Consider the following 12486-nt stretch of genomic DNA (forward strand, 5'->3'; position numbering starts at 1 on the left):
AGACACCCACGGCGGGTCAGCGGCGGATCCGCACGCGAGTGATCAACCACACCCACAGCACGGCCCATGTGATCCCGAAGATCCAGCCCGCGACGACATCGGTGAACCAGTGCGCGGCCAGGTAGACGCGGGAGAACCCGATGGCCAGGGTGTACGTTGCGAGCGCCGCCGTCGCGACCGTCCGGCGACGATCCCCCCGCGGCCACGTGCGCACCACCACCGCCACGAGCACCGTGGCCAGCACGGCACTGGTCATCGCATGTCCCGAAGGGAACGACTCGGTGTGCAGGACGACCAGTCGTTCGGGTTCGGGGGGCCGGACGCGGCCGAACAGATGCTTGAGCAGCGACATCACCGGCCAGCCCGTCAGTACGGCACCGGCCACGAAGACGGCATCGCGCAGACGATCGGCGCGCACCAGCAACAACGTCGTCACCGTCGCGATCAGACTCGTCGCGATTCCCCCACCCGTATGGGTGAGGACGGTCACTGTGGTGGTCAGTACGGGCTCGCGGATCGAGACCATCCAGTCGAGCACCGCGACGTCGATCGTCACGGTCCGGTTCCCCGGTGCGGCGCAGCTGCCACCACGGTCGCGCGGCCCGCCGCGAGCGCGGTGAGCGCGGCGGCCAGGCCCTTCGGCGTGCTGTGGACGGTGCCGGCGGCATCGACCCACCATTCGACCTCGATCTCACCGGCCAGAGCCCCGGAGCAGCGCACGACCAGCCGGTCGTGCAGGGCGAGCACCCCGCGCGGCAGCGGTACACCGGCGACGATCCCGGCCAGGACGGCGGCAGGCTCGCGTTCCCAGGTCGAGCTGTGTCCCTGCTCGACGGGTTCGGCGTCGACGACCGCCGACGCCACGGCGATGTCGAGCACGTCCGCAAGCGCGTGTGCGGTTCCCCGTCCGCCGGTGACGAGCCGGTCGTGCGGGATGACGGCCGCGAACCACGGACGGTCGGGGACGAGGGCGTCCGCGGCATCGGCGACGGTGCCCGCCAGGCTGCGCACCCCGTCGGGCAGGGTGACCGACTCGGGATCGAGACCCCCCGACGAGAAGGCCGCGGCGAGCGCGTCGTGAGCGGCGACGATCGCCGCCGGTCCCGGCGATCGGCTCTCGTCGGCGAGCCGGTCGAGCAGTGTCTGTGCCAGGTCGAGGTCCTCGATCACCGTTCCGGCGAGGGCACCGCGGAAGGCGGCCGCGTCGGGATGGGTGCAGGGATCGAGGAGACCGTCGAACAGGACGTCGTCGGCGAAGCGGTAGTGCCCCAGGGGCCGGCCGTCGAGCGACGCGCGGGTGCGCAGGTACCACGCGGTGTATCCGGCGGGGTCGGCGAGCGCCTCGGCCGTAGTGGGTTCGGTCGCCAGCAGGGTCAGCGCCCGTGACCAGCGACGATCGTCGACGAGATCGAGATCGCGCACCGCGACGAGTGTCTCGGGATCGTCGTCGAGTCGCTCCCACCAGAGGTGTTCGTCGGGCAGGTCGTGATCGGGACCGGTGGGCAGGTCGGCGCGGAGGACCGTGAAGCCCCAGCCCACACCGATCGCGCGCAGCGCGTCGGCCCCGTACCGGTCGACGACGGACGGGTCGACGGTGCCGAAGGGTGCGTCCTCGACCAGCACCTCGGCGAGCGGCGCGCCGGGGAGCAGGAGTTCGTCGGCGGGAACGGCATCGCCGTGGGTGTCGGGCAGCAGCAACGCCCCGAGTTCGCGAGGCACGGCCGCAGCGGAGGCGAACGGCACCAGCCGGAGCACGACGTCGGCGAGCTCGCCGGCCGGGAGATCGCCGTCCGGGTCGATGTCGTCGGGATCGGCGTCCTCGACGGCGGCGGCGAGCGCCGGGTCGGCGAGCAGATCCTCGACCGTCACGGTGCCGGCTCCGAGCCGGGCGAGCAGAGGATGCGCGGCCTCGGGATGGACGAGGCGCACCCACGGCATCGACACCGCGCCCACATCCTGCAGTTGCGTCGCGAGGACGGTCGTGCGCGGGCCGGTCACGGTCCGGCCGTCCGACAGCGGAACCGGCAGGGATGCGAGTTCCTCGGCCGCCACCGCGTCGACGACGAGCGGAGTCAGCGCCTCGTAGAGGCGGTTCCACCACTTCGGATCGCGTTCGTGGCCGGAGAGCAGTTCGGCCAGTCGCGCGAGACCGAGCCGGTGCACTCCGACGGCCGAGAGCGCCGACGAATGTCGCGGGCCGCACAGCTCCGGGATCACGAGCCCGGGGACGACCTCACCGAGGACGTCGGCGAGCTCGTCGGTGAGACCGGGCAACGCGACGGCCCGGTCCGGTACCAGATCGGCGTCGCCGTCGGCTGCGGGAAGCCACGCTCCGGCGGCCAGGTCGTCGAGGATCGCCTCGCGGATCCTGCCGTCGACCTCGCTGCGCGCGAAGCCCGGGAGGGGCACGAGGTCGAGTCGCTGGTCGGGGGGCAGAGCCGCGACGAACCGCGCGTACCCGCGGGCGGCGTTCTCGACGTGGGCCCCGGGCAGCACGCGCCGCCGGTCGGGTTGCATCGCGACGTCGGCGACGACGATCGCGGGCAGCGACAGCTCCTCGTCGGAGCGGGTGGGAGCGCGCAGGACGTCGCTGCCGACCGGTGCGACCCGGCCGTCCACGACGGGGACGAGCCACCGCGCCGACGATCCGGTGAACTCCCACCAGGTGCGACCGCCGATCCGCACCTCCCCCAGGCCGTTGTCGAGTTCGCGCCGGTGGCGGGTGAACTCGTCGTCGCCGATGACGACGGTGCGCAGGCCGGGAAGTTCGAGCAGGATGTCGTGGGCCTCGGCGCGGAAGGCATCGAGCAGCGCGACCGGGTCGACCCCGGCACGCAGGGTCAGCACGACCTCGGTGTCGCTGTCGGGCACCGGTGGTGTCGCCGTCGGCCACACGAGGCGCAGCGCCGGGACACCGGACTCCGGTTCCGGCAGGCCCCGCTCGGCGAGGACCGAGCGGGTGCGCTCGGCCGAGAAGCGGATCGAGCCGGTCCGCGAACGGACCTCGATGTCGTCGGAGACCGCCAGCACCGCGGTGAAGCCGACCCCGAACCGTCCCACTGTGGATGCGGTACCGCTCTTGTTCGACGAGCGCAGCGCGGTCAGTGCATGGACACCGCCCACGTCGAGCGGCTCGCCGATGTTCGCGACATGGAGCCGACCGTCGGCGACCCGTACCCGCAGTTCCCCCGGTGTACCGGCGCGCGCGGCGGCATCGGCGGCGTTCTGGGCGAGTTCGGTCAGGACGCGATCGCGGTACCCCGCACGGACGTGATCGGCCTCGGTGGCGGCGTCCTCCCGGAGGCGGGTGGGCGACGACGACCACGCCGCGAGGATTCCCTCGCGTAACGCCGCGGTCCCGAACGGATCCGCGGGGCCCGGCCGGGTCACGTCAGTCGGTCTGTTCCGGTTCGGACGAGGACGACTCGGCAGCGGCAGGCTCGTCCGCGGACTCGGCGGGCGCCGAGCCGAGTTCGACGACCTCCACGGCCGAATCGTCGAATGCCTCGTACAGCGGGGAGCCGGCGCCGGTGGGCAGAGAGGTGTCGGAATGCGCACCGCACCCGTACTCGGCGTGCACGACATGACCGTCGGCGGCGAACTCGTTGCCGCATACCCCGAAGGCCGCACGCAACGAACCTGCGAGGGGAAGGTAGAAACCGCACAGGCGGCACGAGGACGGGGCGGCCTTCGCCATCTCCGAACCGGGGCCGTACTCGCCGTCGAACCACCGCTGCGCTGCTTCGAGGCGACCCTCGAGGCTCATGACCTGCCTGCGGCCCAACCCGATCTCGAGGGCGGTCTCGTCGACCTCGGGATCGCCGGACTGCATGTAGCCGGGTACCAGCCGCACATCGTCGGGAGCGGGAGCCAGCAGATCGCCGGGACCGAGATCGCCGGGACGGATCCGTTCGCTCCACGGCACCCACTCGGGCGCGACGAGGGCGTCGGGGCCTGGCAGGAGCACGAGTTCGCTCACCGTCACCCGGTCGGAATCCGGTGCGGCGGACACGACGACGGCCCACTGCCAACCGCGGTAGCCCGGAAGCTCCGCGACGAAGCGGTGGGTGGCCGAGCACTCGTCCTCGCGCGTGACGCCCAGATAGGCGCCGACTCCACCGTCTCCGAGTTCGTCGAGTGCGGCCCGAGCGAGGTCGGCGGCGTCGGCGAGCACGGAACGCACCGCCGGATCGACCACGGGGTTCGTTCCTCGGGAAGCGGAAGCAGAGGCAACACTCACGGCCCCCATTCTGCCTGACCTGTCGGCCCGGGCGCCCGCGGGTCGCGGAAGCTGGTGCAGACGCGGGTCGCACACGCGATGCAGGATGGGCGCGTGTCCCGTCTTCTTCTCTCGGCCGCGGTCGCGGCGATCGTCTGCGTCACCACCGCCGGATGCGGTGACGATCTCGTCGCCGAACCCGGGCCACCGGCCACCGAGCTCGGTGTGGAGGTCGTCGCCACACACCCTCACGATCCGGAGGCGTTCACCCAGGGCCTCGAGATCGACGAGGACGAACTGCTCGAAGGCACCGGCCGTGCCGGACACTCGTGGGTCTCGGCGCGGGAGGTCGACGTCGACGGCGGCACCCTCACACTCGCCGAAGCCGAACGCACCCGTGAGCCCGTCCTCGACGACTTCTTCGGGGAGGGCATCACCGTGGTCGACGACGAGCTGTGGCAACTGACCTGGAAGGACGGCACCGCCGTCGTGCGCGATCGCGACACGCTTCTCGAGAAGCGCCGCGTCGGCTACGACAGCGAAGGCTGGGGGCTGTGCGCCCGGCCCGACCGTCTGGTGATGAGCGACGGCTCGGCCGAGCTGATCTTCCGCGACCCCACCTCCTTCGCCGAGATCGGACGCGTCACCGTGCACCGGGAGGGCCGCGCCGTGACGAATCTCAACGAGCTCGAGTGCGCCGAGGACGGCAGTGTCTACGCGAACGTCTGGCAGACGGACGAGATCGTGCGGATCGATCCGTCCACCGGCCGGGTGGACGCGCGGATCGACGCGGCGCCGCTGCGCGATCTGCTGCCCGACGGGGCCGAGGTGGACGTCCTCAACGGCATCGCGCAGATCCCGGGAACCGACCGGTTCCTGGTGACGGGCAAGTACTGGCCGACCCTGTTCGAGGTGCGTTTCGTGGGGTGATCCGGGTGGCATACCGATCGCGACACGCCTCACCGGGGCCACGACCCGCCCTTGTGTTACAGCCGCTACAGCGTGGGGAAGAATCGAAGACGTGACCGAACCGGACGAGCGACCCGCCCCAGAGGGAGCAGACCGACCTGCCCCGGGCTCGCAGCATCCGGGGTACAGCAACTATCCGCCTCCCCGCCGCGTCTCGGGACGTCGTACTCCCCTGCCACCCCTGCATCCCGTCGACCACCCGCGCCGACCTGCGGGTGCGCCGGGTGCCGATCGCGAGGAGTCCGCGTCCGGCACCGATGCACCGCGCGCTCCGCGCATGCCGCGGAAACTGACGGTGACGCGAGTCGCGGCTCTGCGCAGCCGCGAACTCACCTCGAAGGGCATCGCGACGTTCCGCCGGGCCGCCACCGCCGACGGCGCCGACAAGTCGGGACTGACCGCGCTCACCTACGCGACGATGGCGAACTTCGCTTCCGATGCGGCAATCGCCGTCGCCCTCGCGAACACCCTGTTCTTCTCGGCGGCCACCGGGGAGGACAAGACGAAGGTCGCGCTGTATCTGCTCATCACGATCGCGCCGTTCGCGATCATCGCGCCGCTCATCGGGCCGTTGCTCGATCGGCTGCAGCACGGTCGCCGTCTCGCGCTGGCGACGTCCTTCGCGCTGCGCACGGTGCTCGCGATGGTGCTCGTGTTCAACTTCGACAGCTGGCTGCTGTATCCGGCCGCCCTGGGCATGATGGTGCTGAGCAAATCGTTCGCGGTACTCAAATCCGCGGTGACCCCACGCGTCCTGCCACCGGAGATCGATCTGGTGCGGGTGAACTCCCGGCTGACGGTCTTCGGCCTGGTCGGCGGCACGATCGGCGCCGGCGCGGTCGCGGCGGCCGCCGCGTGGGCGTTCGGGTCGGCGGGAGCATTGTGGCTGTGCGCCGGGATCACCGCCTTCGGCGCCTATCTGAGCATGCGTATCCCGGCCTGGGTCGAGGTCACCGAGGGCGAGGTACCGGCGACACTGTCGTACCACCGCTCCGATGCGCGTACCGAGGTGCTGCATTCCGACACCGTGACCGAGGTGATCGTCACCAAGTCCGGAAAACGGAAACAGCCCCTCGGACGGGCCGTCGTGACCGGACTGTGGGGCAACGGCACGATCCGCATCCTCACCGGCTTCCTCACCCTGTTCATGGCGTTCGTCGCGAAGAACACCACCGGACAGGATCCGCTGATGCAGGCCGCGATGCTCGGAGGTGTCGGCGCCGCCGCCGCGATCGGCAACTTCGCCGGCAATGCGACCGGAGCGCGACTCGCGCTGGGGCGGCCCGCCCTGATCGTCGTGCGGTGCACCGCGGCGGTCGTGGTCGTGGCCGCCGTGGTCGCCGCGACCGGCAACGTCCTGACCGCAGCCCTGGCGGCGCTCGTCGCGGCGTGCGCCAGCGCGCTCGCCAAGGTCTCGCTCGACGCGTCGCTCCAGCAGGACCTCCCGGAGGAATCGATCGCGTCGGGATTCGGACGGTCCGAGACCGTCCTCCAGCTCAGCTGGGTGTTCGGCGGGGCGATGGGCGTGCTGCTGCCCACCGAACTGTGGCTCGGATTCGCCGTGGTCTCCGTGGTGCTGGTCGTCGGATTCGCACAGACGGTGCTGACATACCGTGGGGGGACGTTGCTACCGGGATTCGGCGGCCGTCGACCCGAACGCGTCTCCACCGAGACGGCTGCCGGGCGACGACGCGCCGGCGGATCCCCCACCGAAGATTGGAACAGTTGAGTTGCAGGCCCGGACGAAGAAGACTCTCGCGCTGCTGCTGGTGGCCCTGGTGATCGTGGTGGGGGGAGTCGCCGCCACGGTGTGGAAACTGGTCGATTCGGCCGAGCCCACGCTTCCGACCATCACCGCGTACGCCCGGGGAAAGACCGTGACGGTCGACCCCGCGCAACACTGCAATCTCTATCTCGAGGACTGCGTGGAGAACCCCATCGGTCAGCTCGACGTGCCGGCGGGCTACCCGCTGCAGTTGTCGCTCCCCGCGGAGATCGCCGATGCTCCGTGGCGCATCATCACCGTCTACGGCGACACGCAGACCGGTCAGACCTACGTCGACGGCGCCATGTTCGAGGCCGGGGCGCGTCGGACGCTCACTGTGAAGAGCTCTCCCGAGCTGCAGCTGCTCGGGGTCGAGATCCAGCTGCCGTCGGCCGTGGTCGACGAGGCCGGTGAACCGATCGCGCACGCAGTCTGGGCCGTGAAGACCTTCTGATCCGGCAGCACGAACGACGCCGGGCCGCTCTCGCCGGTAGCGAGGCGGCCTGGCGTGTTTCGTTTCTAGTGGTCGAGCTCGCGCGCGATCGCCCGCATGACCTCGGAGATGCGCTGACCGGTCTTGCGGTCGGGATAGCGCCCGCGCCGCAGATCGGGCTGTACCGCTGCTTCGAGCAGCTTGATCATGTCCTCGACCATGCCGTGCAGCTCGTCCGGTGCGCGGCGCTTCTGCTGGACAGGAGCCTCGCGGCGTCCCTGCCGCAGCGTGGGTTGCTCGAGGAGCTCGACCTTCAGCGCCTGCGGACCCCGGCGACCCACTGCCATGCCGAACTCGACGCGCTGCCCGGGCTTGAGCGCTTCCACTCCTTCGGGGAGCGCGGAGGCACGCACGTAGACGTCCTCGCCCTCGTCCTGGGACAGGAAGCCGAAGCCCTTTTCGACGTCGTACCACTTCACCTTGCCGGTCGGCACCGCGCTCACCCGCTCCTCGACAGCTGTGCCCCCACGGGGCAACCCGTTTACCATGCAAAACAACGCGCCCCGACTCGGTCGAGTGGGACGCGTAGACGCCTGCCAGTGTACCTGCCGGGGTGTGCGTCCCCCCGAATCGTCTTCCCGCTCCCGGACCTCACCGCCGGACCCCGCGACGACTACCGTGGTCACGTGGGTACTTCATCTTCGGATTCGTCCGCCGCTCCGCGTAACGGCCTCCTGAAGGCCGCGATCGTGTGTTTCGCCGTCGGCGTGGTGGCCGTCCTCGCCATCTTCCTCACCCCGGTGATCACCGACGGCAAGCCCGGGCTCGTGCTGTATCTGCTGACCCTCGCCTGGCCGCTGGGCTTCGCGCTCGCCATCGCCTTCGCGCTGAGCTCGGGCCGGCGCGCACGGAACGGAGACCGGACATGAGGATCCTCCTCAACATCATCTGGCTGATCTTCGGCGGCCTGTGGCTCGCGCTCGGTTATTTCGCGGCCGGTCTGATCTGCTGCATCCTCATCATCACCATCCCCTTCGGCATCGCGTCGTTCCGCATCGGCGTCTACGCGTTGTGGCCGTTCGGCAAGACGACGGTCGACAAACCGACGGCCGGTACCGCGTCGCTGATCGGAAATGTCATCTGGATCGTGGTCGCCGGCATCTGGCTGGCCCTCGGGCACATCGCCACGGCGATCGCCATGGCCGTGACGATCATCGGTATCCCGCTCGCGATCGCGAACCTGAAGATGATCCCGATCTCCCTGATGCCCTTGGGGAAGGAGATCGTTCCTGTGGAGACCCGCCCGAGTTATATGTGATCTTTATCACATAACAGGGGGATAACGAGCGGGACTCGAAACGGATTTTCGGGTACCCGAACCCCACTACCTGGGACTTTATTCCCTGGTACGCGATGCGCGCGTTCGCCGACCCTCGAATCGGCGCGTTATCAATTGGTGACACTTCGCCCTCGGGCCGTTACCGTCATGTCCGGTCGAACCGCCAGGCTCGGCCGGTCCGGAACCGCCGCGCCAAATTCCTGTCCCGTGGTTCCGGAAATCCCGACGAACGATCCACAGGGGACAGGAAACGGGGGACCCACCGGTCTCCCAGGAACCGACCGGCCCACAGCCGGACGGTGTCCAGGAGGCCCGGGCCGACGCAAGCGCGACGGCCCTCGGGGTGAAGCCGAAGGCGCTCCCAACGGAGCGACACGGCCGGGCAACCTCTTCAGCCCGAACCCGACAGCTGACCTCGTAGGTGCGTACGGAGAGGAACACGGAACCGACATGAGCGGACGCCATCGCAAGCCCACCAATACCGGTCGTACCGTCGCGAAGTTCGCGCTGACGGGTGCAGTCCTCGGCGTCACGGGTGTCGCGTTCAGCGGCACCGCCGCTGCCGCCCCCGACTCCGACTGGGACCGCCTCGCACAGTGCGAGTCCGGCGGCAACTGGGGAATCAACACCGGCAACGGCTACCACGGTGGCCTGCAGTTCTCGCCGAGCACCTGGAACGCCTACGGCGGCCAGGAATACGCTGCCTCGGCCAGCCAGGCCAGCCGCGAACAGCAGATCGCCGTCGCCGAGCGTGTCCTCGCCGGCCAGGGCTGGGGCGCATGGCCCTCCTGCTCGTCGAGCCTCGGACTGTCGAGCGCGCCCACGCAGCGCTCCGTCGACACGGTCCCCAGCGCTCCTGCGGAGACCCCGGCGCCGAGCATCGAGAACGCTGTCCCGCAGCTTCCGGAGACCCCCGCCCTCCCCGCCGATGTCCAGGGCATCCTGGCCGGCTTCGAGCAGGGCGTCACCGCGCTCCAGGACGCCGGCGTCGAGCTCGACCCGAACATCCTGGACGCCGTTCGCGCGGTGCTCCCGCAGTAACACTCCGAACATCCCGGGAAGGCCCCGCACCACTGATGGTGCGGGGCCTTTCCGCATGCGCGGACCCGGCATGGACCCTGAGAACGACGACGCCCGGCCCCTGCGAAGGGACCGGGCGTCGTGCGGAAGAGCCGAATCGGTGATCCGCGATCAGCGGTTGATCACCGTCTTGGGGTGCGTGTAGGGCAGGTCCTCGACCGGCAACGGGAACACGGTGTCCTCACCGTAGGGGGAGAGCGGACCGGATCGCGTGGACGACAGTTCGGTGACAGCGTGCTCACCGTCGGCCAGCTCGGGCCATCCGTGGTCGACATAGTGCTTTTTCGAAGAGGTAGCCATGCGCTCATTTTGGCAGGTGAGTTCGGGGCCTGCTACCGCAGGTCTCTAATCTGGAGGGGATGTCCCCGACCACGCCCGCTCCCGACACCGCCTCGGACTCCCTCGCCCGCTGGCTGGCAGGTCGACGCGACACGGATCTCGCTGCCACGCTGCGTGCCCGGCCCGACCTCGTGGTGCCGCCACCGGCGAGCATGAACGTGCTCGCCAACCGGGCACAGCAACGCGCCTCGGTGTTCCGTGCTGCCGACGAGCTCGACACCGCCACCTTCGGAATCATCGAGGTGCTGGCGCGTCTCGGAGCGGTCGTGTCCCCCGTGGCCCGGGCCGCCGTATTCGACGAGGTGTCCGGCCGGCTCAGCGCGAGGAATCTCGACCGGATCCTGTCCACCCTGCGGTCGCTGCTGCTGGTCTGGGGATCCACCGACGAGTTGCGTCTGTCCGCTGCCGCCGTGGACGCCGTCCCGTGGCGCGTGGGACGCAGCAGCGACGTCGCCGGTCCGTCCCGGCAGGAACTCGACGATCTCCTCGCGGCGCTACCGCCCGAGCAGCGCAGCATCCTCGACACCCTGTCCCGTACGTCCCCGATCGGCCGTACCCGCGACGCCGCGCCCGGAACACCCGACGAGCGGCCCGTGCAGAAACTGCTCGCCGCCGGACTGCTCCTCCGCATCGACGACGAGACCGTCGAACTCCCCCACCGGGTGGGTCAGGCGCTGCGCGACGACGCATCCTTCGACCCGGCGGCGTTCGCTCCCCCGCGCGCGCCGAAACCCACCCGGTCGACCGCCGACGTCAACGCGACCGCCGCCGGTGCCGCCCTCGAACTGCTGCGGCACTGTGAGGACGTCCTCGACGTGCTGGGCGCGCAACCCGCCCCCGTCCTCAAGGCCGGCGGACTCGGTGTCCGCGAACTGCATCGCATCGGGAAGGCGGTCGGCCTCGACGACGACGAGACGGCGCTGGTCGTCGAGGTCCTCGCCGGCGCCGGGCTGATCGCGCGTGGCCTTCCCGACCCGCCCACACCCGGCGACGACGATCACTGGGCCCCGACCACCGCCACCGACGCGTGGCTGGCGTCCTCCCCCGCCTACCGCTGGGCGGTCCTGGCCGGCGCCTGGCTCGACCTGCCGCGGCGCCCCTGGCTGATCGGCCGGCGCGACCAGAACGACAAGCCGGTCGCCGCACTCTCCGACGAGGTGAAGTCCCCCACAGCCGCCCGCGATCGGCGACTGCTGCTCGACGTCCTCTCCGACGTGCCGGCACTGGGCGCGGACGTCGCCGATCTCCGTGCGGCTGCGGCGTGGCGTCGTCCTCGCTGGGCGGGTCGTCTCGACACGACGAGCGTCGTGGAGACCGTGCGTGAGGCGACGACCCTCGGTCTCGTCGCGCACGGCATGCTCGCGTCGCCCGGTAAGGCGTTGCTGCACGGCGGCGACGCCGAGGCCGAGATGGCGGCCGTGCTGCCCGAACCCGTCGACTACGTGCTCGTGCAGGCCGACCTGACGGTCGTCGCTCCCGGACCGCTCGTCCCCGAACTCGGCGAGCGGATCGCACTCGTGGCGGACGTCGAATCGGCCGGTGCCGCGACGGTCTACCGGATCGGCGACAGCAGCATCCGGCGCGCGCTCGACGCCGGTCTCGGCGCGAGCGACCTGCACGGTCTGTTCGCGACGCATTCCCGTACCCCGGTGCCGCAATCGCTCACCTATCTGATCGACGACGTCGCGCGTCGCCACGGACGTCTGCGCGCGGGTGTTGCGACGTCCTTCGTCCGCGCCGACGACCCAGCTCTCCTCACCGAGGTGTTGTCCGCCCCGGTCGCCGCGATGCTCGCTCTGCGTGCGGTCGCCCCGACCGTCGCGATCTCGCAGGCACCGCTCGCCGAGGTGCTCACCGAGCTGCGTGCCGCGGGCTTCGCTCCGGCCGGAGAGGACGCCTCGGGAGCAATCGTGGATCTACGGCCCCGAGGGGCCCGTGTCGCGATGCCGCGCGCCCGCGCCCGTTACGCCGGACCGACCGCGCCGAGCGGCGAGCAGCTCGACACCCTGGTGCGTACGCTGCGCGCCGGCGACCGTGCGGAGGCCGCGACACCGACGGCCTCGGCGCGCGGCGACGGCAGCAGATCCGGGGGCGCGGCGACTCTTGCACTGTTGCAGCTTGCCGTGCACGGCAAGCGCAGCGTCACCCTCGGCTACGTCGACGCCCAGGGGGTGGCGACGCGGCGGATCGTCGACCCGGTGTCGGTGGGCGGCGGACAGGTGCAGGCTTTCGACCCGGCGACGGGCTCGGTGCGCAGCTTCGTGCTGCACCGTGTCACCTCGGTGGCGCTGGTCGACTGATGACGGAACCGGGTGCGGCCGTCGGCATTCGGCGGCCGGTCG

General features: G+C 70.7%; 12 protein-coding genes and 1 riboswitch. Of the genes, 7 read left to right on the forward strand and 5 right to left on the reverse strand.

Annotation, left to right across the window (positions count from 1 at the left end; translation table 11 throughout):
- Nucleotides 1-16 precede the first annotated feature (16 nt).
- From A8G18_RS16955 to A8G18_RS16965, 3 genes are read right to left on the reverse strand one after another with little or no spacing between them, the layout of a single operon-like run.
- Nucleotides 17-556, reverse strand: a complete 540-nt coding sequence (locus A8G18_RS16955; RefSeq protein ID WP_064064774.1) for a phosphatase PAP2 family protein — start codon at nt 554-556, stop codon at nt 17-19.
- A complete protein-coding gene (locus A8G18_RS16960) occupies nt 553-3390 on the reverse strand; it encodes a sacsin N-terminal ATP-binding-like domain-containing protein (protein WP_064064775.1) in 2838 nt (945 codons plus the stop codon). The genes A8G18_RS16955 and A8G18_RS16960 overlap by 4 nt, the downstream gene beginning before the upstream one ends.
- Nucleotide 3391: 1 nt before the next feature.
- A complete protein-coding gene (locus A8G18_RS16965) occupies nt 3392-4249 on the reverse strand; it encodes a DUF3027 domain-containing protein (RefSeq protein ID WP_242496761.1) in 858 nt (285 codons plus the stop codon).
- Between the two features lie 84 nt (nt 4250-4333).
- Between A8G18_RS16965 and A8G18_RS16970 the strand changes: the two genes are divergently transcribed.
- The 3 genes from A8G18_RS16970 to A8G18_RS16980 all read left to right on the forward strand — a co-directional run bounded on the left by A8G18_RS16970 (nt 4334) and on the right by A8G18_RS16980 (nt 7407).
- Nucleotides 4334-5149: a glutaminyl-peptide cyclotransferase gene (locus tag A8G18_RS16970; protein ID WP_064064801.1), complete on the forward strand. Its 816-nt coding sequence runs from the start codon at nt 4334-4336 to the stop codon at nt 5147-5149.
- Between the two features lie 91 nt (nt 5150-5240).
- Nucleotides 5241-6917: an MFS transporter gene (locus A8G18_RS16975; protein WP_064064776.1), complete on the forward strand. Its 1677-nt coding sequence runs from the start codon at nt 5241-5243 to the stop codon at nt 6915-6917.
- A 1-nt stretch (nt 6918) separates the two neighbouring features.
- Nucleotides 6919-7407: a DUF2771 domain-containing protein gene (locus A8G18_RS16980; protein ID WP_064064777.1), complete on the forward strand. Its 489-nt coding sequence runs from the start codon at nt 6919-6921 to the stop codon at nt 7405-7407.
- Nucleotides 7408-7472: 65 nt separating this feature from the next.
- Here A8G18_RS16980 and A8G18_RS16985 read toward each other — a convergent pair whose 3' ends face one another.
- Complete coding sequence (locus A8G18_RS16985; RefSeq protein ID WP_172506139.1) at nt 7473-7880, reverse strand: cold-shock protein; 408 nt, start codon at nt 7878-7880, stop codon at nt 7473-7475.
- 192 nt (nt 7881-8072) lie between these two features.
- On the opposite strand from A8G18_RS16985, the gene A8G18_RS16990 reads away from it, so the two are divergent.
- From A8G18_RS16990 to A8G18_RS17000, 3 genes are all read left to right on the forward strand, one after another.
- Nucleotides 8073-8315 (forward strand): hypothetical protein, encoded by a 243-nt coding sequence (locus A8G18_RS16990; protein ID WP_037222384.1) that lies wholly within the window; start codon nt 8073-8075, stop codon nt 8313-8315.
- A complete protein-coding gene (locus tag A8G18_RS16995; protein ID WP_064064778.1) occupies nt 8312-8704 on the forward strand; it encodes a YccF domain-containing protein in 393 nt (130 codons plus the stop codon). Before A8G18_RS16990 ends, A8G18_RS16995 begins: the two co-directional genes overlap by 4 nt.
- 320 nt (nt 8705-9024) lie before the next feature.
- Nucleotides 9025-9165, forward strand: a riboswitch (cyclic di-AMP (ydaO/yuaA leader).
- A gap of 10 nt (nt 9166-9175) precedes the next feature.
- Nucleotides 9176-9766 carry a resuscitation-promoting factor Rpf1 domain-containing protein gene (locus tag A8G18_RS17000; RefSeq protein ID WP_026002975.1) on the forward strand — a complete coding sequence of 197 codons (591 nt, stop codon included), beginning with the start codon at nt 9176-9178 and terminating at the stop codon, nt 9764-9766.
- 150 nt (nt 9767-9916) lie between these two features.
- Here A8G18_RS17000 and A8G18_RS17005 read toward each other — a convergent pair whose 3' ends face one another.
- Nucleotides 9917-10105 (reverse strand): hypothetical protein, encoded by a 189-nt coding sequence (locus A8G18_RS17005; RefSeq protein ID WP_006551681.1) that lies wholly within the window; start codon nt 10103-10105, stop codon nt 9917-9919.
- A 59-nt stretch (nt 10106-10164) separates the two neighbouring features.
- Between A8G18_RS17005 and A8G18_RS17010 the strand changes: the two genes are divergently transcribed.
- Complete coding sequence (locus A8G18_RS17010) at nt 10165-12444, forward strand: helicase-associated domain-containing protein (protein ID WP_064064779.1); 2280 nt, start codon at nt 10165-10167, stop codon at nt 12442-12444.
- The last annotated feature ends 42 nt before the right edge of the window (nt 12445-12486 follow it).

This window comes from Rhodococcus gordoniae, from assembly GCF_001646655.1.
Taxonomy (GTDB): Bacteria; Actinomycetota; Actinomycetes; order Mycobacteriales; family Mycobacteriaceae; genus Rhodococcus; species Rhodococcus gordoniae.

Excerpts from the sequence above, each read along its gene's own strand:
- A8G18_RS16965 (WP_242496761.1), bottom strand. The coding sequence starts at position 4,249 with ATGGGGGCCGTGAGTGTTGCCTCTGCTTCCGCTTCCCGAGGAACGAAC.
- A8G18_RS16995 (WP_064064778.1), top strand. The coding sequence starts at position 8,312 with ATGAGGATCCTCCTCAACATCATCTGGCTGATCTTCGGCGGCCTGTGG.
- A8G18_RS17000 (WP_026002975.1), top strand. The coding sequence starts at position 9,176 with ATGAGCGGACGCCATCGCAAGCCCACCAATACCGGTCGTACCGTCGCG.
- A8G18_RS17005 (WP_006551681.1), bottom strand. The coding sequence starts at position 10,105 with ATGGCTACCTCTTCGAAAAAGCACTATGTCGACCACGGATGGCCCGAG.
- A8G18_RS17010 (WP_064064779.1), top strand. The coding sequence starts at position 10,165 with ATGTCCCCGACCACGCCCGCTCCCGACACCGCCTCGGACTCCCTCGCC.